This window comes from Geobacillus sp. DSP4a (assembly GCF_013096875.1).
GTDB classification, from domain to species: domain Bacteria; phylum Bacillota; class Bacilli; order Bacillales; family Anoxybacillaceae; genus Geobacillus; species Geobacillus thermophilus.
Genome location: NZ_SDLD01000012.1, coordinates 44,471 through 64,664, shown reverse-complemented (window position 1 = coordinate 64,664; position 20,194 = coordinate 44,471). Strand labels below are relative to the sequence as shown.

At 56.9% G+C, this 20,194-nt stretch carries 23 protein-coding genes, 1 pseudogene and 1 riboswitch; of the genes and pseudogenes, 21 read left to right on the top strand and 3 right to left on the bottom strand.

The window, feature by feature from the left end; translation table 11 throughout:
• From ETC02_RS17660 to ETC02_RS06295, 18 genes and pseudogenes are all read left to right on the top strand, one after another.
• Window positions 1-289 (top strand): GNAT family N-acetyltransferase (locus tag ETC02_RS17660; RefSeq protein ID WP_253264097.1); only part of this gene is annotated, 289 nt, incomplete at its 5' end.
• 70 nt (window positions 290-359) lie between these two features.
• Window positions 360-541: pseudogene (locus tag ETC02_RS18580) on the top strand (IS982 family transposase); the annotation flags it as partial.
• Window positions 542-586: 45 nt separating this feature from the next.
• Window positions 587-1,054, top strand: a complete 468-nt coding sequence (locus ETC02_RS06370) for an NUDIX hydrolase (protein WP_369806431.1) — start codon at window positions 587-589, stop codon at window positions 1,052-1,054.
• A gap of 69 nt (window positions 1,055-1,123) precedes the next feature.
• A riboswitch (cobalamin riboswitch) is annotated at window positions 1,124-1,322 on the top strand.
• Window positions 1,323-1,461: 139 nt separating this feature from the next.
• Window positions 1,462-2,421, top strand: a complete 960-nt coding sequence (locus tag ETC02_RS06365) for an ABC transporter substrate-binding protein (RefSeq protein ID WP_050367477.1) — start codon at window positions 1,462-1,464, stop codon at window positions 2,419-2,421.
• Window positions 2,408-3,442 (top strand): FecCD family ABC transporter permease, encoded by a 1,035-nt coding sequence (locus ETC02_RS06360; protein ID WP_171698132.1) that lies wholly within the window; start codon window positions 2,408-2,410, stop codon window positions 3,440-3,442. The genes ETC02_RS06365 and ETC02_RS06360 overlap by 14 nt, the downstream gene beginning before the upstream one ends.
• Window positions 3,439-4,911 carry an adenosylcobinamide amidohydrolase gene (locus ETC02_RS06355; protein WP_050367476.1) on the top strand — a complete coding sequence of 491 codons (1,473 nt, stop codon included), beginning with the start codon at window positions 3,439-3,441 and terminating at the stop codon, window positions 4,909-4,911. Before ETC02_RS06360 ends, ETC02_RS06355 begins: the two co-directional genes overlap by 4 nt.
• Window positions 4,908-5,879 (top strand): adenosylcobinamide-phosphate synthase CbiB, encoded by a 972-nt coding sequence (gene cbiB, locus ETC02_RS06350; RefSeq protein WP_033010505.1) that lies wholly within the window; start codon window positions 4,908-4,910, stop codon window positions 5,877-5,879. The genes ETC02_RS06355 and cbiB overlap by 4 nt, the downstream gene beginning before the upstream one ends.
• Window positions 5,836-6,906, top strand: coding sequence for a threonine-phosphate decarboxylase CobD (gene cobD, locus ETC02_RS06345; RefSeq protein ID WP_044744953.1), 1,071 nt, complete (start codon window positions 5,836-5,838; stop codon window positions 6,904-6,906). Before cbiB ends, cobD begins: the two co-directional genes overlap by 44 nt.
• Entirely contained in the window at window positions 6,903-7,460 is a 558-nt protein-coding gene (locus ETC02_RS06340; RefSeq protein ID WP_050367475.1) for a bifunctional adenosylcobinamide kinase/adenosylcobinamide-phosphate guanylyltransferase, read from the top strand. Before cobD ends, ETC02_RS06340 begins: the two co-directional genes overlap by 4 nt.
• Window positions 7,457-8,242 (top strand): adenosylcobinamide-GDP ribazoletransferase, encoded by a 786-nt coding sequence (locus tag ETC02_RS06335; RefSeq protein WP_050367474.1) that lies wholly within the window; start codon window positions 7,457-7,459, stop codon window positions 8,240-8,242. Before ETC02_RS06340 ends, ETC02_RS06335 begins: the two co-directional genes overlap by 4 nt.
• Entirely contained in the window at window positions 8,200-8,832 is a 633-nt protein-coding gene (locus ETC02_RS06330) for a histidine phosphatase family protein (protein ID WP_050367473.1), read from the top strand. Before ETC02_RS06335 ends, ETC02_RS06330 begins: the two co-directional genes overlap by 43 nt.
• Window positions 8,784-9,200: a bifunctional adenosylcobinamide kinase/adenosylcobinamide-phosphate guanylyltransferase gene (locus ETC02_RS06325; RefSeq protein ID WP_050367472.1), complete on the top strand. Its 417-nt coding sequence runs from the start codon at window positions 8,784-8,786 to the stop codon at window positions 9,198-9,200. Before ETC02_RS06330 ends, ETC02_RS06325 begins: the two co-directional genes overlap by 49 nt.
• 14 nt (window positions 9,201-9,214) lie before the next feature.
• Window positions 9,215-9,793, top strand: a complete 579-nt coding sequence (locus ETC02_RS06320; RefSeq protein ID WP_050367471.1) for a cob(I)yrinic acid a,c-diamide adenosyltransferase — start codon at window positions 9,215-9,217, stop codon at window positions 9,791-9,793.
• Entirely contained in the window at window positions 9,790-10,272 is a 483-nt protein-coding gene (locus tag ETC02_RS06315) for an ECF transporter S component (RefSeq protein WP_033010513.1), read from the top strand. The genes ETC02_RS06320 and ETC02_RS06315 overlap by 4 nt, the downstream gene beginning before the upstream one ends.
• On the top strand, window positions 10,265-10,981 hold the full coding sequence (locus ETC02_RS06310) for an AIR synthase related protein (RefSeq protein ID WP_063210276.1): 717 nt from the start codon (window positions 10,265-10,267) through the stop codon (window positions 10,979-10,981). Before ETC02_RS06315 ends, ETC02_RS06310 begins: the two co-directional genes overlap by 8 nt.
• Window positions 10,982-11,109: 128 nt before the next feature.
• Window positions 11,110-11,652, top strand: a complete 543-nt coding sequence (gene sigX, locus ETC02_RS06305) for an RNA polymerase sigma factor SigX (RefSeq protein ID WP_050367469.1) — start codon at window positions 11,110-11,112, stop codon at window positions 11,650-11,652.
• Window positions 11,630-12,730: a hypothetical protein gene (locus ETC02_RS06300; protein WP_050367468.1), complete on the top strand. Its 1,101-nt coding sequence runs from the start codon at window positions 11,630-11,632 to the stop codon at window positions 12,728-12,730. The genes sigX and ETC02_RS06300 overlap by 23 nt, the downstream gene beginning before the upstream one ends.
• Before the next feature lie 276 nt (window positions 12,731-13,006).
• Complete coding sequence (locus tag ETC02_RS06295; RefSeq protein WP_033010517.1) at window positions 13,007-13,819, top strand: histidinol-phosphatase; 813 nt, start codon at window positions 13,007-13,009, stop codon at window positions 13,817-13,819.
• 286 nt (window positions 13,820-14,105) lie between these two features.
• Here the strand turns inward: ETC02_RS06295 and serA are convergent, their stop codons facing one another.
• The 3 genes from serA to ETC02_RS06280 form a co-directional block, all read right to left on the bottom strand.
• Window positions 14,106-15,680, bottom strand: a complete 1,575-nt coding sequence (gene serA, locus ETC02_RS06290) for a phosphoglycerate dehydrogenase (protein WP_047818613.1) — start codon at window positions 15,678-15,680, stop codon at window positions 14,106-14,108.
• Window positions 15,681-15,901: 221 nt separating this feature from the next.
• Window positions 15,902-16,405: an inorganic diphosphatase gene (locus ETC02_RS06285; RefSeq protein WP_020754674.1), complete on the bottom strand. Its 504-nt coding sequence runs from the start codon at window positions 16,403-16,405 to the stop codon at window positions 15,902-15,904.
• A 176-nt stretch (window positions 16,406-16,581) separates the two neighbouring features.
• Window positions 16,582-16,830, bottom strand: coding sequence for a ferredoxin (locus ETC02_RS06280; protein ID WP_008879661.1), 249 nt, complete (start codon window positions 16,828-16,830; stop codon window positions 16,582-16,584).
• Between the two features lie 235 nt (window positions 16,831-17,065).
• Between ETC02_RS06280 and ETC02_RS06275 the strand changes: the two genes are divergently transcribed.
• The 3 genes from ETC02_RS06275 to ETC02_RS06265 are packed head-to-tail and all read left to right on the top strand — an operon-like array spanning window position 17,066 to window position 20,194.
• Window positions 17,066-18,112, top strand: a complete 1,047-nt coding sequence (locus tag ETC02_RS06275) for a YpbB family protein (RefSeq protein ID WP_033013972.1) — start codon at window positions 17,066-17,068, stop codon at window positions 18,110-18,112.
• Window positions 18,100-19,623 (top strand): RecQ family ATP-dependent DNA helicase, encoded by a 1,524-nt coding sequence (locus tag ETC02_RS06270; RefSeq protein ID WP_050367467.1) that lies wholly within the window; start codon window positions 18,100-18,102, stop codon window positions 19,621-19,623. Before ETC02_RS06275 ends, ETC02_RS06270 begins: the two co-directional genes overlap by 13 nt.
• Window positions 19,607-20,194 carry a CPBP family intramembrane glutamic endopeptidase gene (locus ETC02_RS06265; RefSeq protein ID WP_033013974.1) on the top strand — a complete coding sequence of 196 codons (588 nt, stop codon included), beginning with the start codon at window positions 19,607-19,609 and terminating at the stop codon, window positions 20,192-20,194. The genes ETC02_RS06270 and ETC02_RS06265 overlap by 17 nt, the downstream gene beginning before the upstream one ends.

Genomic DNA, 20,194 nt, shown 5'->3' with positions numbered 1-20,194 from the left:
TTATGTCTTCTGTTGGCAGGCGAAACGATCGATCGAGTTCTTTCCGCTACCTAGGGCATTTTCTATGACCGAAATGCCCTATTTGTGCTGGGCTTTTTTATACACTAGCACTGGGGTGAATAGTTACGTTCAATCTTTAAGAGTTTTACAAAAGTTAGGGATGCAATTTGAAGGGGTTATGAGAGAACATTGGTATATTAAAGGTAAATTTAGGGATATGGCTATATACTCTATTCTAAAACGAGATTATTTTAAACCCGTGGTGCTAGATAAAATCAGACGAGCATAAAAATAGTCCTTGTATGAAAATTTCCTTTTAAAATGAAAGTGCTCACCTAACATTAGAAAGGAGAAATCCCATACAAGAGCGTCTTCATTTTACAACGGATCAAGCGGAAATTCAAAAGCAATATACGGCGATCTTGTTCTTGGTATCAGCGCAACTGTCTGGCGGCTCTAAATGTATTGTAGCGCTGAAATCGTCATTTGTTAAAGCAAGGAAATGGGTCATAATCGCCATTCATATTCTTGGAAAGTTGTTTTGTTTGGAGAGGGCTAGGATCATTCCGCGATGTAGGAGGAGAGCTTGATGGATAAACACCAACAAGCCATTATCACCGTTTCAGCCTATATTACGAATGACACGGGAGAGGTTTTGCTTGTTAAAAGCTATGACCGCTCCGATACGTGGGAAATGCCGGGTGGACAAGTTGAACCGGGCGAGCCGCTCGATCGGGCCGTTCATCGCGAGGTGCATGAAGAGACTGGCGTTGACATCCGTCTCATCGGGGTCAGCGGCGTGTATTACAATGAAACTAAAAATATCATAAACATTGTATTTAAAGCGACATATGTGAAAGGAAACGTTTCTCCCCAGCCTGAGGAAATTCAAAAGGCGAAGTTTGTGTTGATCGATGAGTCGAATATTGATGAATATGTGACATGGCCGCATTTGAAATCGCGGGTGCTCGATGCGATGAAAAGGGGATGCTCTGTTCCTTATGAAGCATGGGTCATGAATCCGTCTCGATTGTCTGCAAGAGTGGGAAGGTGAAGTGCTGTAAATTCATAGTTGTCAAATGCCAGGCCTTGCTTTAATATAAAAATGTCCATATCCGATAACTAAATCAATTCGCAGCAAGGCGCCGAAACGGCTTAATAGGGAATCCGGTGGGAATCCGGAGCTGTCCCCGCAACTGTCAATGCGGACGAAATGAAATCGCCACTGTACGGATAGATGGCTTGCGCTGTTTTCCGTACGGGAAGGCTTCAGAGTAGGATGAAGCATGAGCCAGTAGACCTGCCTTGCTTGCCGCAGTTTCCGAATCTTCGGGGGGTGAGACGTGGAAACAGTCGTACAGGGCATTGTTGTGCCCATTGGCGGTCTGTTTCGTGCTCATTCCCCGTTCGGACGGAATGGGCTTTTTTGTTGTACATACATCATCGAAGGGGGAATGACGGATGAAACGTTGGACATGGCCGGCGGTGGTGGCGGTGTTCTTCCTTTTGGCCGCCGTGCTGGTCGGCTGCAGCAGTGGAGCCAATAGCAACGCCCAGCCTGCGAAAAAAGAAGAACCGAAAACGGAACAAGCGGCGTTTCCGGTGACGGTGAAAGACGGGCTTGGCGAGGATGTCACGATCAAAGCGGAACCGAAAAAAATCGTCTCGCTCATCCCGAGCAATACGGAAATCGCCTATGCGTTGGGGTTGGGCGATAAGATCGTCGGCGTCAGCGATTTTGACAATTATCCGGAAGACGTCAAAACGAAAACGAAAATCGGCGGCATGGAATTCAACGTCGAGAAAATCATTTCGCTCAAACCGGATCTCGTCTTGGCCCACGCGTCAAGCGCCCATAACTCGCGCGATGGCCTCAAGCAATTGAAAGACGCCGGCATTACCGTGCTTGTCGTCAATGACGCGAAGTCGTTCGACGATGTATATGCGTCCATCGACTTGATCGGCAAAGCGACCGGGACGACAGACAAAGCGAAGCAAGTGATTGATGAGATGAAAGAGAAGCTTGCGAAAATCAAAGAAAAAGCGAAACAAATCCCGGCGGACAAACAGGCCAATGTCTGGATTGAAGTGTCGCCGCCGCCGCAAATTTATACGGCCGGCAAAGGGACGTTTATGGATGAGATGCTTCAAGTGATTTCGGCGAAAAACGTCGCCGGCAGCTTGGAAGGCTGGCCGATGGTGACGGAAGAAAAAGCCGTGGCCTATAAGCCGGATGTCATCATCACGACATACGGCGGAGCGAAGCAAGTGTTGGCGCGCGCCGCTTGGAAAGACGTGCCGGCGGTGAAAAACAAGCGGGTGTATGACGTCAACACCGACTTAGTAAGCCGACCGGGTCCGCGCCTTGTCGAAGGGGTCGAGGAACTTGCCAAAGCCATTTACCCGGATGTGTTCAAGTAAAATGTGGATGTATATATTGGCCGTCACCGCGGCCGTGTTATCGCTTCTCGTAGGGGTATCGACAGGATCGCTGTCGATTCCCTTTTCTTCTATTGTCCGCATTTTGGCGGCTGAATGGTTCGGAGCGGCGCTGCCTCGCCACATTCCGGCTGATTGGGTGCCGATCGTGATGGCGATCCGCTTGCCGCGCGTCGTGCTTGCGTTTTTGGTCGGGGCGTCATTGGCGCTGGCCGGGGCCGCGTTTCAAGGGCTGTTAAAAAATGCGCTCGCCGATCCGTACACGCTCGGTGTCTCGTCCGGCGCGTCGGTCGGGGCGGTGCTCGTCATCTTTCTCGGCTGGCAATGGCCGTTCTTTGGCACGTTCACGCTGCCGGTCGTGAGCATCTTGTTTGGCATGGCGACGCTTGCCGCCGTTTTGGCGTTCACTCGCGCTGTGGAGCGGCGCATGTCGGTTGAGACGATCATTTTAGCCGGCATTATCTTCGGCGCGTTTTTCAGCGCGTTCATTTCGCTCATGATCGCGTTGACCGGGGAAGAATTGCGGCAAATCATCTCATGGCTGATGGGGAGCGTGGCGATGCGCGGCTGGAAATACAGCGGGCTGTTGCTGCCGTTTTTTCTCGTTGGGGCCGCAGTGCTCATCGCCAACAGCCGCGAGTTGAACGCGTTTGCCTTTGGCGAGGAGGCGGCGCTTCATGTCGGCGTTGATGTTACGCGCCGAAAAGTCATCATTTTGACGGCAGCGGCGCTGCTCACCGGTGCGGCGGTGTCGGTGTCAGGGACGATCGGCTTTGTCGGGCTTGTCGTTCCGCATATGGTTCGGCTTGTGTGCGGGCCGAACTACCGGGTGCTGTTGCCGCTGTCGCTCTTGTACGGCGGTGCGTTTCTTGTGCTTGCCGATGTGGCGGCGCGGACGATCATTGAACCGCGCGAACTGCCGATCGGCGTCATTACGTCGCTGATCGGCGCTCCGCTATTTGCCGTCTTGTTTTTCCGAAAAACGAAACGAAAGATGGGATGACGATGCTCGAGGTGCGGGCCGTATCGCATCGATACGGGCAGCAACAAGTGCTTGATGGTGTGACGTTTGCCGTGGAAAAAGGCGAAATATTCGGCATCTTAGGGCCGAATGGCAGCGGGAAAACGACTTTGATCAAACTCATCAGCAAAGAGCTGCCGCTGGCAAGCGGGGAGATCGTCATCGATGGCCGAAAGCTCTCGGCGCTGTCTGCGAAGCAATGGGCGCGGATGGCCGCCGTCTTGCCGCAGACAGCGGAGGCGGCGCCCGGCTATACGGTGAGGGAAACGGTGGCGCTCGGCCGCTATCCTCATCAGCGCGGCTTCTTTCCGACGTGGACGGAGGACGATGAAGCCGCCCTCCGAGACGCGCTTGCGGCCGTCGGCCTGACGGGGAAAATCGATGAACCGCTCGAACGATTGAGCGGCGGCGAGCGGCAGCGCGCCTATTTGGCCCGCGCACTCGCCCAAGAGCCCAAGCTGCTCTTGCTCGATGAGCCGACGAACCATATGGATGTGAGCGGCCAAGTCCGGCTTTTGGACCGGCTCGCCGAAGCGGCGCACGCCCGCGGCTTGACGGTCGTCGCCGTTTTCCACGATATGAATGCGGCGAGCTTGTATTGCGATCGGGTGCTCGTGCTGAACAAAGGGAAAATAGCCGCGCTCGGCGCCCCTGCGGATGTCATGACGCCGGCGTTGCTTGAGGAAGTGTTTGCCGCGCCGATTGTGCGTCTGGCCCATCCGGCGTCGGCAACGCCGATGTTTTCGTTCATGCCGAACAAGAAGCAAGGAGAATCGCCGGTCGGCGGGCTGCGGCTTTCCTTTCTTGATGACGCCGCTGTGCTTACTGCGGCCGCGCCGCTTCGCGTCCTGTCCTCGGCATTGATCGGCGCCGGATTTCAATGGGCGACCCATTTTGTCAACCGCCAAGTCGGGTTGGATTACGATTGCAGTGATGCGGAAGGAGACATGCGCCGCTATTTGGAGCAGCACGGGTTTCCGCCGGAACGAACGGTCGGCATGATGACGGCGGTTGATGTCCGGGATGCTGTTTGGCTTCAGAAAGAAGGGGAAGCGTTTTCGATTGCGGTCATGGCGACCGCTGGCGTCGGCAATGCCGTCGATGCCGCTCGGGCGTGGCAGCATCAGCCGCTAGCGGCAAGACCGGGGACGATCAACATGGTGGTGGTCATTGACGGAGTGCTGACGGAAGCAGCGTTTGTCCAGGCGGTGATGACAGCGACAGAAGCGAAGGCAAAAGCGCTCGCCGATTGTTCGGTTTGCGACCCGGAAACCGGGACGCTTGCCACCGGTACGTCGACCGATTCGCTCGCTGTGGCGGCGACGCAAACCGGGCAGGTCTTTGCCTATGCCGGAACGGCGACGGAGCTTGGCCGGGCGCTCGGCCGGCTTGTGTATGAGGCAACAGTTGAGGCGCTTGGCCGCTGGGAGAAGCGGAGGAAACGGCGATGACCCATTTGGCCGCATTGACGTTGGCGCTGTTTCTCGATGCCCTCGTGGGCGATCCGCGCTGGCTGCCGCATCCGGTGCGAGGGATGGGAATGATGATTGCGTGGCTTGATCGCCGCTGGAATCAAGGAACAAAGCGGCGGACGAAAGGGGCGGCGGCCGTGGCGGTTGTGTTGGCCGCTGTTTACGGGATATCGGCGTTCATCGTTTATGTGGGCTACGCGCTGTCCGTATACGTAGGGGTGGCGATCGAGGCGGCCCTCATTTTCACCGCCATTGCGACGAAAAGCCTCGCTGAGGCGGCTGAGGACGTGCGCCGGCCGCTGGAAGCAGGCGATCTTCCTGCGGCGCGCCGCGCGCTGTCCATGATCGTCGGCCGCGACACCGAGCGGCTCGATGAAGCCGGCATCACCCGTGCCTGCGTGGAGACGGTGGCGGAAAACACGAGCGACGGCATCACCGCTCCGCTCTTTTATGCGGCCTTGGGCGGTGCGCCGCTCGCGTTATTGTACCGGGCGGTGAACACGTGTGATTCCATGATTGGCTACAAAAATGAGAAGTATCGCGAATTTGGCTGGGCGGCCGCGCGGCTGGACGATGCGCTCAACTACATTCCAGCGCGGCTGACGGCGCTTGTGATGGTGTTGGTCTTTGGCGGCCGCCGCTTTCGTTTGGCGCTGTCGATCTTATTTCGCGATGCCCGCCGCCACCCAAGCCCGAACAGCGGCTGGCTTGAGGCGGCGATGGCCGGGCTGCTTGGGGTGCAGCTCGGCGGAACGAATACATACGGCGGCGTGGTCTCGAGGAGGCCGACGCTCGGTGACCCGGCCGCCCCGCTTCGCGCCGCCCACATTCGCCAAGCGGTCCGCATCATGATTGGAACAGTGCTAGTGTTTACATTATTGCTATGGATTGGGGGGATACTCGTTGCGTTGGCCGGCGCATGGGGCGAATCCGCGCGCGTTGTATGAGCAATGCGGATTGGCCCCTCCAGACGAATACATTGATTTCAGCGTCAATACGAATCCGTACCGGCTGCCGCCGTCAGCTTGGCCGAGCGGTGAGGAGTGGATTCGCTGGGCCGGGGAGTATCCGGATTCGGAAGCGAAGGCGCTCAGGGAGCTCGTTGCCAAGCAGGAGCAGATTCGACCCGGACAAGTGCTGATGACGAACGGGGCGGCGGAGGCGATTTATTTGTTGGCCGCGCTATTTGCCGGTCGGCGCGTCGGCATCTTGGAGCCGACGTTTTCCGAGTATCGGCGCGCCTGTCTCGCTTATGGATGCGATGTGGAGGGATTCGCGGCCGATGAAGCGCGGGGCTTTTCTTATGACTTGGATGAAGCGACTGCCTGGGCAGGCAAGCAAGACATTATCTTTTTATGCCATCCGAACAATCCGACGGGGACGGTGATGGAGGAAGGTGAATTGAGATCACTGGTGGACGCGGCGCACACGGCTGGCACCTATGTAATCATCGATGAAGCATTTTATCCGTTTTGGCGCGGCGGGTTTACGGCGATGCGCTGGTTGGGACGCTATCCGCGCCTCATTGTGCTTCGATCGTTGACGAAAATCCATCACCTGGCCGGCGCGCGCCTTGGTTATGTCGCTGCTGACGAGGCGGTGATCGCTTCGCTGAAAACGCATCAGCCGCCATGGAGCACAAACGGCATCGCCCAACAATTGGCGCTTCGTTTCATGGCGATGGAATCGTTTGTCAAGTGGACGAAAGAACGGATCGCCGCCGAGCGGGAGCGGGTGTTTCGGTCGCTGCCTGCCGGGCGGTATGACGTCTCGCCATCGGTCGTGAACTTTTATTTGTTGCGTCCGTGTTCAGGACGGACAGAGGAGCTGTTTTTTCATTTGTTGAAGGAAGGGGTTGTGCCGCGCCATACGATGAATTTCCCGGGGCTTGACGGCCGCTACATCCGGCTCGCCGTCAAAACGCAGGTGGAGAATGACCGGCTGCTTGAGGCGCTTGAGAGGTGGGATGGATGATCGTGTTTGTGAGCGGCGCGGTGCGCAGCGGCAAAAGTGAAGCGGCAGAGGTGTGCGCCATCCGGCTGGCCGCTGGCGAGACGCTTCATTATGTTGCCACCGCCCGGGCTGCCGATGCGGAAATGGAAGAGCGCATTCGCCGCCATCAAGAGCGGCGCATGGGGATGACGGCGCCTTGGGTGGTGTGGGAAGCGCCGGAAGGGACTGATCAGTTGTTGGCTGCACTTCGTCCGCCTGATGTTGTCCTTCTCGACTGCTTGACTATGTGGTGGGCGAATGTGTTATTTGCCGGAGATGAATGGAAAACAGAGGAAGGAGCGTTCGCCGCTGCCCGTTGCCTGCTCGACCAAGTGCGGGCGTGGGCGGCGGCATGCCGCGCTGTTGTCATTGTGTCCAATGAGTTGTTTTCTGGCGGCGTGCCGAATGACCTCGGCACATTTCGCTACATGAAAATGCTCGGTTGGCTTCATCAACAGTTGGTCGCGGAAGCAGAAGCCGCCGCCGTGGTGGAATGCGGTCTTCTTCGCGTGAAGAAAGGACGGTGGCCGCAATGAAGCGGGCATGGAATGGCTGGCTGCTGGCGCTGCAGCTGTTTACGATCATTCCCATTCAGCGTTCGATTGAATGGAATGCCCCGCATGTCCGCTGGCTTGTGCGCACAATGCCGCTGGCTGGAGCGCTGCTCGGGACGCTGGCTGCCTTGGTGTACGGCGCCTGTGCGGCGCTTTCGTTCGGTCCGCCTTCTTTTTTGGCTCTCCTTCTTCTTTGGCTTGGCATTTGGCTTGCCGGCGGGCTGCACGCCGACGGTTTTATGGACGTGAGCGATGCCTTTTTTTCGTACCGGGACGCCAAGCGGCGGCAAGAGATCATGGCCGATTCGCGCGTCGGCGCGTTCGCTGTGTTGTCGCTCATTTGTTTGTTATCGTTCCGCTGGCTGTTTTTGCATGAAGCGATCAAAGCGGGCATTTCCCCTGCCCTGTTTATTGCCATTCCACTGCTGTCGAGAGCCGGGGCTGTCTGGCTTCTTTCCGCCGGCAAGCTGGCCAAATCGACAGGAATGGCGGCCTCGCTTCGCGAATATAGTTCATGGCGCGATGCAGCATGGGCGCTGGGATTGGCATGCCTTGTGCTTTTGCTTCTTCCGGCGGCGGGCGTTCCGCCGGCGGCGGTTGTGGTGTTGGCTGCGGCGATGGCGCTTTGTTCCCTCGCGGCAAAGCCGTGGGCGGAAAAGCAGTTTGGCGGCGTGAGCGGCGATGTGCTCGGCGCGCTCATCGAAGGGGGAGAGACGGTGCTATGGGGCGTCCTTTGGCTGTTACGCTCATCCGTCATGGGATGACGGAACTGAATCGGCGCGATGCATATATCGGCTGGACGGACGCGCCGCTTTCGGCCGCGGAACATAGCAGGCTGCGCCGTTTGCGGGTCGAGTGGCCATATCCGGTCGACTGCATCGTGACAAGCGATCTTCGCCGTTGCTGGGAGACGGCGGCGCTGCTGTTTGGCAGCCGCGAGCCGGACTGGTGTACGAGCGGATGGCGCGAGCTTTTTTTTGGCGTTTGGGAAGGGAAAACGTTCGCCGAACTCGAAACGGATCTCGCGTACAACCGATGGCTCGAGTCGCCATTTTCGACGGCGCCGCCCGCCGGAGAAAGCTATGTTTCGTTTCAAGCGCGCATCAAACGGGCGCTCGCCGAGACGGTTGCGTTGGCTGAGCGGATGGGCGCCCGCCATGTGGCGATCGTCACCCACAGCGGTCCGATCCGTTTCGTGCTTGAACAATATGCGCCGGACGTTCGCCTGTTTTGGGAATGGAAGGTGCCGTTTTCCGGCGGGTATACGCTCGAATCAACGATTGAGCGTTGGAAAGGGGGAGAGCGGTGCATTTCGTTATCGGTGGTGCGTTTCAAGGAAAACGAAAATGGGTGAGGGAACGGTATGGAATAAATGATGGAGTTCATATTGTATGGCATAACGGTTATGTGGAGCCGTATAGGCCGCCGGATGGCATCGAAACGGCAAAAACGGTCGTCTTTGACGGGTTGGAAGCCGCCATCCGCCGCCTTCCGGACCCAGAGGAATGGGAGCGGTTTTTCTGCGCTTGGAAGCAGTGGGAGGAAGGAGCGGCCGGCCGCACGGTCGTCTGGATCGGGACAGACGTAACGCAAGGCGTCGTTCCGACTGACCGGCAAGAACGGCGCTGGCGCGACGCTGTCGGCCTGTGCTATCAACGGCTTGCCGCCGTATGCCATCGCGTCGACCGGCTTTGGTGCGGGTTGGCGGAACGATTAAAATAAAGGGGAGAAGAATTATGAAATTGTATACGCGGACTGGAGACAAAGGAAAAACAAGCTTAATCGGCGGGCTCGTCGATAAAGATCATTTGCGCGTCGAGGCGTATGGGACGATCGATGAGGCGAACTCGTTCATTGGCTGGGCGCTGGCTCTGCTCGCTGACGATGAACGGTTTCACGATCTTTGCGCCGAATTGCAAAAAATTCAGCATGAACTGTTTGACTGCGGCGGCGACTTGGCCATCGTCAACGGCAAGCTGCCGTATAAAGCGACCGAGGAGATGGTCGCCTTTTTGGAGCAGCGCATTGACGCCTATGTCCAAGAGGCGCCGCCGCTTGAAAAGTTTATTTTGCCGGGAGGGTCGAAGGCGGCTGCCGCGCTTCATCTGGCGCGCACGGTGATGAGAAGGGCGGAGCGCTGCATCGTTTCGTTGCAAAAAGCGGAGCCGATCAACGATGTTGTGCTCAAATATATGAACCGCCTGTCCGATTATTTGTTCGCCGCTGCCCGGGTCGTGAACGCGCGTTTAGGGGTGAAGGACATCGAGTATGAACGGAGCGCGATTGTGTTCCGCGACAAGGAGGAGAAGCAATGAGCCGCCGCCTGGCTTGGATGGCTGTTTGTTTGGCGCTTTCGGTCGCCGGGTCGTTCATCAAGCTGCCGACGTTTGTCGGCAGCATCGCGTTAGACAGCGCTCCGGCGCTCGTTGCCGCCGCCATTCTTGGTCCGCGCGCCGGAGCGGCGGTTGCAGGGCTGGGGCACCTTATTTCGGCGGTGGTCGGCGGGTGGCCGCTCGGCCCGTTCCATTGGCTTGTCGCATTGGAAATGGCCGGGCTTGGCGCGCTGTTCGCCGTACTGCATCAGCGGGGATGGAAAATAGGCAGCGCCGCCGCCTTTTTCATCGGCAATGCGTTGTTAGCCCCGCTGCCGCTAGTGGGTTCGTTCGGCTGGCCGTTTGTGCTTGCCGTCATTCCGCCGCTTTCCGCCGCCGCTTTGGTCAACGTGTTGATCGCGCTGGCCGTTGCCCCGGCGGTTGCCCGTTTGATGGCGAAGGCGGGGGCGCCGCATGCGTGATGTGCTCTTCCTTCCATTGACCGAAGGCAGAGAGCTCGCCATTGCCGTCGACGGCTCGGCGGCGGTCGGGGACAAGCCGGGTGATACGGTGCATGCTCCGGCGGAGACGGTCGCATATTTTGCCGCCCGCGTCGCCTTGATGGAATTGCTGAGTGTCGGGGCGGAAGCAAACGCCGTCGTCTTGCAAAACTTTATGGGGGATGACCGATGGGAAGCGCTTTGCCGCGGCATTGAACGAGTCTGCCATGAACTTTCTCTTCGCCTTCCGGTCACCGGCAGCACGGAATCGAATTTTTCCACCGTCCAGTCGGCGCTTGGCGTGATGGCGGTCGGAACGGTGGCGGCCGAACGGAAGCGGATCGGCGTCACGCCGGAGGGAGCGAAGTTTGCCGTCATCGGCCGCCCGCTCGTCGGCCCGGCCGTGCTGGCGCATCCGGAATGGGTCGCGCCGCTTTCGCTGTTTGTTGAGCTTCTCGCCTCTCCGTCTGTTTATGAGCTCGTCCCGATCGGTTCCAAAGGCATTTACTACGAATGGATGCAGCTGTCGGCCGCCAACGGCCGCCAAGGGCGGGCCTGCGCCTGCCCGCTGCCGCTCTTTGCCTCTGGTGGTCCGGCGACGTCGTTTTTGATCAGCTATGACCGGGCGGCAGAGGGCGCATTGCGGAAGCGAGCCGGCCGCCTCTTTTTTCCGCTCTTTGCCGAGCGATAGCCGGTTCGCTCGGCCTTCTTCCTTTTTCGTCCAAAAAAATGGTTCCCTTTTTGCATGAGACCCGTTATCATGAAGATAATGGAATGGTTCGGCTTTGGTCCATGGAAACGAATAGGGGGAGAGACACGATGGACCCCGTTTTTGAACAGTTGTACGAACAATATCACGATGATTTGTTTAATTTTTTATATTACATGGTGCGAAATCGAGAGCATGCCGAAGATTTAGTGCAAGAAGTGTATGTGAAAGTGCTGCGTTCGTACAAACGGTTTAAAGGGCAATGTAGTGAAAAGACGTGGCTGCTGTCCATTGCGCGCCATGTGGCGATCGATTTTTTTCGCAAGCAAAAACGACGCCAGTGGGTGAAGGCATCGGAGTGGAGCGAGGAGCAGCTCGGCGCTGACGAGCCGATGCCGGAGGAAATCGCGATTCAAAACGAGGAAATTCAACTCATGTACCGCTGCTTGGCGCGCTGCACGGTCGACCAACAGCTTGTGCTCGTCCTCCGATTCATCCAGTCGCTGTCGATTGCTGAAACGGCAGCCGCGCTCGGCTGGACGGAAAGCAAAGTGAAAACGACGCAGCACCGCGCGCTGAAGGCGCTGAAACAACATATGGAGGAAGAGGCCGAACGGGAGGAGTGGCGGCATGAAAAAATTTCCCTGGAATGAGCGATGCATCGAACATAGCCTTGAGCAGCTGCCCATGGTGAAAGACCGGTGCACAAAAGAAGATGTTTACGAACGGCTTCAGCGCACCCAGCGCAAGATGCGCTGGAGACGGCGCTGGCTTTCGGCGGCATCGATGGCCCTCTTTCTTGCGGTTGTTGCTGTCGGAATGAATGCGGCCGCTCCGGAGCGCGCGGAACAGCAGCAGCGATCCTCTACCGTCAAAACGCTAGGAGCCGAGAGCGCTCCCCCCCAAGTTGAGACGATAATGGCCGCTGATGCGGCGCCGGCGCAGGAAGATGCCGGCGTCATGGTGGTCGGCTTGCCTGATGCGGCAAACGGCCGGGTGGTGCCAGTGGCGGTTCCGCTCAGCGGCCGATTGGCCCCCGAAGAGCGGTTCACGGCAGCGCTGCGCGTGCTTGGGCGCTCTCCGCTGCGGGCGGCGTCCGCTTGGTTTGATGGAGTGGTCATTCAGCCGGCCGCCGGGGGGAAGGGGGAATGGATGGTGCACGTCCCGGCTCAGCACCGCGTGTTTTCGGCCAGCCGCAAAGAGCAGAAGCTGTTTGTCGACGCCCTCGTCGAAACAGCGCGGCAAATGGGGGAGCGGCGCCTCCGCTTTTTCACCGGAGAGAAGGAAGGGCTTGAGTTGCCGGCGCTCGGAATGGTAAAAGCGACAAAAATCAAGGAGCGGCAGCGAATGTATTATAAAAACAGCGCTTCGTTCGGCTATACAGTGCTCGTCCCGGCGCCGGGCAGCGCCCGCACGTTTTCGGAGGCGCTGAAGCAGATGAAAACATCGACGATCCGCGGGCTCGAGCCGGCCATTCCGCCGGGAGTAAACGTGGAGCTGGCTGATATGGATGCGCGGCATGCGACGGTCCGGATTCAGCTGACCGCTCAGCCACATGAAGAGGACGCGGCGCGCATGGCGGAGGCTGTGCTGCTGACAGCGAAAGAGTTTGGCTTCCGTGAGGTGACGTTTGCGGCTGACGGGTTGTCGAACTTGGGCCCGTATCCGGTTGGAATGCGAATCCGCGTGCCGGCCGGGCCGAACGCTCTGTTGATGGCGGCCGGCTGGTAGCCGCCGCCGTTTGCGTCGTTTTGTTACGATCTTCACTTTGTTGTTCTATCGGAGATGATATTGGCATAAGACATATATGGCGCAAAGAAGGCAAGGAGGGGTGGCAGATGGATGATCTCATGACACGGCTCTTGGCGGTCGCCGGCGTCGCGGTATGCGTCGGGCTGTTGTTTCTCGTCGGCGCGAACGGATGATTGGGTGATGATTCGCCAAACGGTTGTCCTTTCTTGCGGTGATGCGTTATAATGAAAAAAACAGCAGGAGGGGAGAAACACTGTGCTGACTGATTATCACAACCATTTGGAGCGGGGGACGCTGACGCTCGATTATTTGCGCCAGTTCACCGATGAAGCCGCGAAAAAAGGCATTCAGCATTTTGGCATTTCCGAGCATGCGTATCATTTTTACCAAACGAAAAACATTTTGTCCAACCCGTGGGTGGAGGCGCGCCGGTGCTACGATATGGCCGACTATGTCCGCTTGTTCCACGAAGCGTGGGATGCCGGAATCGACGTGAAAATGTCGATTGAAATGGATTACACTCCCGGCAAACATGAGGAAATGGCTGCGTTTATCCGCTCGTACGAGTTTGACTATGTCATCGGTTCGATCCATTGGGTCGACGATTTCGGCATCGACTTAGTCGAGTTCCGCCGTGAATGGGAACGGCGCGATTTGTATGATACATATCGCAAATACTTTGACCAAGTCGTAACGCTCGCCGAGTCGAACTTATTTGATATTATCGGCCATTTGGATTTGGTGAAAATTTTTAAATACGTTCCGGAAGATGAAGAGTTTTTGCTTGAGCAATACGACCGGGCGACGACAGCGCTCGCCAATTCGAAGACGTGCGTCGAGATCAGCACGGCCGGGCTGCGCAAGCCGGTCGGCGAGCTGTATCCCGATCCGCGGCTGCTGCAAATGTGCTATGACAAAGGCATTCCGATCGTGTTGTCCTCGGACGCGCACGTGCCGGGCGATGTCGGCGCCGACTTTGACAAGGCGGTTGAACTCGCCCGCAGCGTCGGCTATACCGAACTCATGACGTTCTCGAAAGGCGAGCGGAAAGCGGTGCCGCTCGGTTAAGCAGCTCACATTTCGCACCTTGAATAAAAATTCGAAATAAGCCCGATTTGACCGAATAAAAATTAGTTATTTTACAATTTTTGTATAAAAATTATTTTGATGCGAATATCCGGGGTGTTTTTTTGTATATTATGCAAAGGTTGCGAAATATGAGAAGCAGAATGGACGGCGGAAACAGGCCGCCATGCACAGAAGGCAGCCATGGGCGCCTGTTGCAAGGCGTTGCGCCGCCAACGATGAAAAAAAGCAGGCTTCCCGTTTGGGAACCCTGCTTTTTTTGTTTTCGTTACGCTTCGAGCCGTTTGACGGTTTCAATATCGTCAATTTGCGCCAGCGCTTTTAATACCGCGTCATCGACTGGTTTGTCGAGCGATAGGATCATCATGGCTTTTCCGCCCGCTTCTTGGCGGCCGACTTGCATTGTGGCGATGTTGACGTTATGCGCCCCGAGCACGTTCCCGACTTTCCCGATCATCCCCGGGCGGTCGTGGTGCTGAATGTAAAGGAGATGGCCTTCCGGCGCGAAATCGATCGTGACGCCGTCAAAATGGACGATGCGGTCGCCGTAGTTCGGCACATGCGTTCCTTTGATCGTAAACGTTTTGTTCTCGCCATGGACAGTGAGCGAAATGCAGTTTGCATAGCCGTGCGTCTCATCAGAGAATTTTTCGCCGTATGTGATGCCGCGCTCTTTGGCGACCATGGCGGCGTTTACCTCATTGACGGTGGAAGCGACGCGCGGCCGCAGGAAGCCGGCAAGCAAGCTGCGAGTGATGTACGTCGTTTCCAAATCGGCGACCGTGCCGGCGTAGGTGACCGACAGCTCTTGAACCGGAATGTTCATAAACTGCGAAGCAATTAAACCGAGCTTTCGGCCTAAATGATAGAATGCTTGAATTTTCTCATAGACGTCTTTCGACAGCGCCGGCAGGTTGATCGAGGATGTGACCGGCTGCCCTTCAAAAAAGTGGAGCAGCTCTTCAGCGACTTGGGTGGCGACGTTCAGTTGCGCTTCAACCGTCGACGCCCCTAAATGCGGCGTAACGATGACATTATCAAACGCCAGCAGCGGGTGGTCGCCCGGGGGCTCCTGTTCAAAGACGTCGAGAGCGACACCGGCGACATGGCCGCTTTCCAAAAACGGAATGAGCGCCTGCTCATCAATAATGCCGCCGCGAGCACAGTTGATTAAGTATACCCCTTTTTTCGTCTTCGCCAAATTTTCCGTGCCAAGCAAGCCTCTTGTTTCTTTCGTCAGCGGTGTATGAACGGTGATGATGTCGGCGACTGCCAGCACCTCATCAAGTGAATGGATGGAGACGCCGAGCTTCTCCGCCCGCTCTTTCGTCAAAAACGGGTCGTAGACGTGCACGGTCATGCCGAACGCCCGTGCCCGCTTTGCTACTTCTGATCCGATGCGGCCGAAGCCGATGATGCCCAATTTCTTGCCGAACAGCTCGTTGCCGACAAACGCCGAGCGGTTCCATTCCCGCGATTTGACCGAAATGTGCGCTTGCGGGATGCGGCGGACGAGCGCAGCCATCATGGCAAACGTATGCTCTGCGGCGGAAATCGTATTGCCGTTCGGCGCGTTAATGACGACAATGCCGCGTTTCGTCGCGGCGTCGACGTCAATGTTGTCGACGCCGACCCCGGCGCGGCCGACAATTTTCAGCTTCGGCATTTTCGCCAACAATTCTTCCGTCACTTTCGTTGCGCTGCGCACAAGCAAGGCGTCAAACGTGTGCAATTCGTCCTCCGCTTCGCTCACGTTTTTTTGAACGATGTCGATGTGCGCCGATGTGCGGAGCGGCGCCAAGCCTTCTTCGCTAATGGCGTCGGAAACGAGTACGCGAACCACAGCAGGTGCCCCTTTCTGTTTCGAAGATGTTAAATTTCTGATAATTTAACATAGAAAAGCGCTTTCTGTCAATGGAAAGCGAAGAAGTCATACCAATGACAACGCTTTCTGTTTTGGGGAATGTTCGTGTTTCCAAAAGAAAACCGCCTATATCCAAAGATATAGGCGGGATTGTTCGGAAATAGCTGAGGTTCGCATTGGATGTACAACGTTTTAGGCGATTATTTTTTGTTTTGTTCGTTGTAGCGGGCGATGCACTCATCGATCAGTTTTGCCGCAGCTTCCGGCCCTTCCCATGTGCCGATTTCCGTCCGCTTGCCTTGCAAGTCTTTGTACCGTTCAAAGAAGTGGGCGATTTCTTTCAGCTTGTGCTGCGGCAGGTCTTCAATCGAGCGGACTTCATCAAAGCGCGGGTCTTCGACTGGCACGCCGATGAGCTTCGCGTCCTCCTCACCGCTGTCGACCATGTTCAAAAAGCCGATGACGCGCGTATCGATGACGCAGCCCGGGAATGTCGGATTCGTTGTGATGACCAAAATGTCGAGCGGGTCGCCATCGAGCGCCAGCGTATTTTGCAAGTAGCCGTACTCAGCCGGGTAAAACATCGGGGAGTACAAGACGCGGTCGAGTTTGAAAACGCCCCGCTCTTTGTCGAACTCGTATTTGTTTTGGCTGCCGGTTGGAATTTCGATAAACGCTTCGACAATTTTATTTTCGAATGCCACAACCCGTTCCTCCTTTTTTGGTTGTTATGTACGCATGAAAACTCGCCCGCCGGCGCCCAGGGCGGGCAAGACAATCTTATTGTAGCATGTTCCCTTGCGGCGCGCCACTTGTCAAATGGCATTTTTTCACGCTTTCGTCAAAAAACCCTCTTGCCGATTCGGCAAGAGGGGAGATTTCAGTCGAATTTATTTGGATCGCCGTCAAACGGCTCGTCAGCGACTTTGATCGACTCGGTCGGGCAGCCTTCAAACGCATCCATCATATCGTCGATTAAAATGTCCGGCACTTCGACAATCCCTTGGTTGTCGTCAAGCGTGACGTAGGCAATGCCGTCCTCGTCATAATCGTAAATATCCGGAGCTGCCGCGCCGCATGCTCCGCAGGCAATACATGTTTCTTTATCGACAATCGTATACTTTGGCATAAAAATCGAACCTCCCCAATTTTTTGGAAACGGATGGGTCATCTCCGTGTTACCTGCTCGGAAATGAACTTTTCACTTTTTTATAATAAGACCGTTCGCCCCGCTTTTCAACTAAAAAATCGCTCTCCTGTATTTTTACACATATGTCCCTTGTTTATTTTTGTTCCAAAATCGTTTTTTCATTGCAAACGGCTTGTGCGATTTTTGTTACAATAGAGGCGGGGAGGAATCAAAGATGCGGCACGGTTACGCCTCGTTTTTGCTTGCCCACTGCTTGCGCCGCCTAAACGGTGAACGGACGCTGGCAGCGGTGTACCATTTGTTGTCTGGAAAAAAATCAGCCCAGACGCTGCAAGACTGCAAATGGTTTCAACTTGCGCCGTTTTTCGGCACATGGAAAGACGTGACGATGGACCGATTGGAGGAGGCGGCCCTCGTGCTCGTTCGGAAGCAGCGGGCCGCGCCCGTCCATGACCGGACATATATATTGACGGAAAAAGGGCGGCATTGGCTCGATGAACAGGCGGCATCGTTCCCCCGCTATGTGAACGGCTGGCGCTACCATGAGGTCGAGCCGCTTTTTTGGCAGCGGCTGTCGCTCATTGGGCAGACGCTGTCCAACCTCTCCCATGGACAGCGTTTTATCCCCATTTGCCGCGACGAGCGGACGCTGTTATGGGTGAAGCAGTATTTGCTGGGCAAGGGATCGCGCCAAACGTTGGCGCGGGCGCTTTATGACGAGCTCATCCGGCTGCTTGCGGCTGTTTCTGAAGAAGCGGCGACGGTGTTTGCGCTCCGGCTGACAAGCGCCCGCCGCATCGGCTGGACGGCGGAGCAAATTGCCGCTTGGCTGCAAAAGGATGTGCTGTATGTGCAGTTTCAGTTTCGCAACGCGCTTCATTATATGATGGCTGAAGCCGAAGCCGGGCGCGCCCCGGTGATGGCCGAGCTGATGGCCGGGCTGGCGCCGGTGCAGCTGACACAATCGGCGCAAAAAACGTACGAATGGCTGCAAAAAGGAAAGACAATCGACGAAATCGCCGCCCTTCGGCGCTTGAAAAAAAGTACAATCGAGGATCATGTCGTCGAGTTGGCCGCCAATGTGCCCGATTTTTCGATCGACCCGTTTGTCGCCGCTGAAAGGGCGGCGGCGATCCAGGCCGCGGCGCGGGCGCTCGGGACGCGCAAGCTGAAGCGTATTCGCGAGGCGCTTGGCGGAATAGCGAGTTATTTTGAAATTCGGCTCGTGTTGGCAAAGGAAGTGGGACGTTGGATGAATTAACGAAAACATTGCATGAGCGGTTCGGGCACGCGTCGTTTCGGCCCGGACAGCGCGATGTGATCGAAGACGTGCTCAGCGGGCGCGATGTGCTGGCGATGCTGCCGACTGGAAGCGGCAAATCGCTTTGCTATCAGCTGCCGGCGTATTTCCTCCCGGGGAGCGTGCTCATTGTCTCGCCGCTCGTCTCCTTAATGGAAGATCAAGTCGAGCAGCTGCGCCGGCGCGGTGAAAAGCGCGTTGTCGCGTTCCATAGTTTGCTCGATGCGGAAGAAAAATGGCAAGCCCTCGCCTCGCTTCCAGATTTTCGCTTTATTTATGCCTCACCGGAAATGCTGCAATCTGAAACGTTTTTGGCGGCGCTCCGGCGCGCGCGTGTTTCGTTGTTTGTCGTCGATGAGGCGCATTGCATTTCGCAGTGGGGTTATGATTTTCGCCCGGACTTTTTGAAGCTCGGAGCGGTCCGCCATGCGCTCGGTTCGCCGCCGTGTCTGGCGCTGACGGCGACGGCTACGCCGGAAGTGCAGGAGGACATCATCCGCACGCTCGGGATGGAGCGGACGCGCCGCCATATTTATTCCGTCGACCGCCCGAACATCGCCTTGGCGGTGGAACATTGCTTATCGGTTGAGGACAAAGCTGCGCGCTTGGCCGAATGCGCGAAACGGCTCCGAGGACCGGGGATCGTGTACTTTTCAAGCCGGCAGTGGGCTGAAGAAATGGCGCGCCGGCTGGCGCAAAACGGGGCGGGGCGGGTCGCCTATTACCACGCCGGCATGGATGGGGAACAACGGCTGCTTGTGCAGCAGCAGTTTTTATATGACGAGCTCGACATCGTTTGTTGCACAAGCGCGTTCGGCATGGGGGTGGACAAAGGAAACGTCCGTTTTGTGCTTCACTTTCATATGCCGGCCCAGCTTGAGGCGTATGTGCAGGAAATCGGGCGCGCCGGGCGTGATGGGGCGCCAAGCCTTGCGGTATTGTTTTACGCGGACGGCGACCGGGCGATCGCCCAGGCGGTCGCCGAAGCGGAGCTTCCCGACTCGACTGCGCTCCGCGAGTGGTGCCGGCGGCTGCCGGAAGACGCCGTCGGCGGTGGATGGCGCGCTATGGTTGATGCCGGCGGATTTACGGACATACAAAAACGGCTGTTGGCGTACTTTTTAGAATGGGGACAAACAGCGGCGCCCGAACAGCTGACGGCCGCGGCGAAGGAGCGGCTGTATGAACGGATGGCCGCTGCCATCGAGGCGCGGCGGCGTTGGAAGCGAAAAAAATTGCGCGAAATGGAGGAATGGGTGCACGCCTCTTCATGCCGGCGCGCGGCGATTGTCCGCGCGTTCGGGGAGGAGCTATCGGACAAACCGGATGCTTGCTGCGACAACTGCGGCCTGGAGACGGACCGTTTCATGGCGGACGGCCGCCGTCCCGAGCCGGCGCCCGTCCGGCCTTGGCGCGAGGAGCTATGGCATATGTTTTTTGGCGGGAGGCGGCGCGATGAGGCGGCAAAGTGAACAAATCAAACAGATGACAGACCGCGAAGTGCTCATCCATCTTTATATCACGCAAGGGTTGCTGCTGCTTTTGGCCGGCGGCAGCTCGCTGTTTTTATTTGCTCGGGAGGAGTGGCGTCGGCTTTGGCAGTTTGAGCTGCGCGATGTGCTCGTGTACGGAGCCGGCGGGGCGGCGTTCGTGCTCGCTGCCGAGTTTTTGGCGATGCGCTATTTGCCGGACGATTGGCATGATGACGGCGGCGTCAATGAAAAAATATTCCGCGGCCGCTCGATTCCGCATCTCTTTTTTTTATGTGCGCTCATTGCGGTGACGGAAGAATGGCTGTTTCGCGGCATTGTGCAGACGCATTGGGGGCTCTGGGCGGCAAGCGCCATTTTTGCCGTGCTGCACGTCCGGTATTTGGAAAAATGGTTTTTGTTTATGGTCGTCGTGCTGCTCAGTCTCTTTCTCGGCGTCCTTTACGAGCAGACTGACAGCTTATGGGCCGCCATCACCGCTCACTTTTTGATCGATTTTGTGCTTGCCTTACATGTTCGGTTCAAACGGGGGGCAGAGGAAGAAAGGGAGTGA

Coding starts and splice junctions, on each gene's coding strand:
- ETC02_RS06365 (WP_050367477.1), top strand. CDS start 1,462: ATGAAACGTTGGACATGGCCGGCGGTGGTGGCGGTGTTCTTCCTTTTG.
- ETC02_RS06360 (WP_171698132.1), top strand. CDS start 2,408: ATGTGTTCAAGTAAAATGTGGATGTATATATTGGCCGTCACCGCGGCC.
- ETC02_RS06355 (WP_050367476.1), top strand. CDS start 3,439: ATGACGATGCTCGAGGTGCGGGCCGTATCGCATCGATACGGGCAGCAA.
- cbiB (WP_033010505.1), top strand. CDS start 4,908: ATGACCCATTTGGCCGCATTGACGTTGGCGCTGTTTCTCGATGCCCTC.
- ETC02_RS06340 (WP_050367475.1), top strand. CDS start 6,903: ATGATCGTGTTTGTGAGCGGCGCGGTGCGCAGCGGCAAAAGTGAAGCG.
- ETC02_RS06335 (WP_050367474.1), top strand. CDS start 7,457: ATGAAGCGGGCATGGAATGGCTGGCTGCTGGCGCTGCAGCTGTTTACG.
- ETC02_RS06330 (WP_050367473.1), top strand. CDS start 8,200: ATGGGGCGTCCTTTGGCTGTTACGCTCATCCGTCATGGGATGACGGAA.
- ETC02_RS06320 (WP_050367471.1), top strand. CDS start 9,215: ATGAAATTGTATACGCGGACTGGAGACAAAGGAAAAACAAGCTTAATC.
- ETC02_RS06315 (WP_033010513.1), top strand. CDS start 9,790: ATGAGCCGCCGCCTGGCTTGGATGGCTGTTTGTTTGGCGCTTTCGGTC.
- ETC02_RS06310 (WP_063210276.1), top strand. CDS start 10,265: ATGCGTGATGTGCTCTTCCTTCCATTGACCGAAGGCAGAGAGCTCGCC.
- sigX (WP_050367469.1), top strand. CDS start 11,110: ATGGACCCCGTTTTTGAACAGTTGTACGAACAATATCACGATGATTTG.
- ETC02_RS06300 (WP_050367468.1), top strand. CDS start 11,630: ATGAAAAAATTTCCCTGGAATGAGCGATGCATCGAACATAGCCTTGAG.
- ETC02_RS06280 (WP_008879661.1), bottom strand. CDS start 16,830: ATGCCAAAGTATACGATTGTCGATAAAGAAACATGTATTGCCTGCGGA.
- ETC02_RS06275 (WP_033013972.1), top strand. CDS start 17,066: ATGCGGCACGGTTACGCCTCGTTTTTGCTTGCCCACTGCTTGCGCCGC.
- ETC02_RS06265 (WP_033013974.1), top strand. CDS start 19,607: ATGAGGCGGCAAAGTGAACAAATCAAACAGATGACAGACCGCGAAGTG.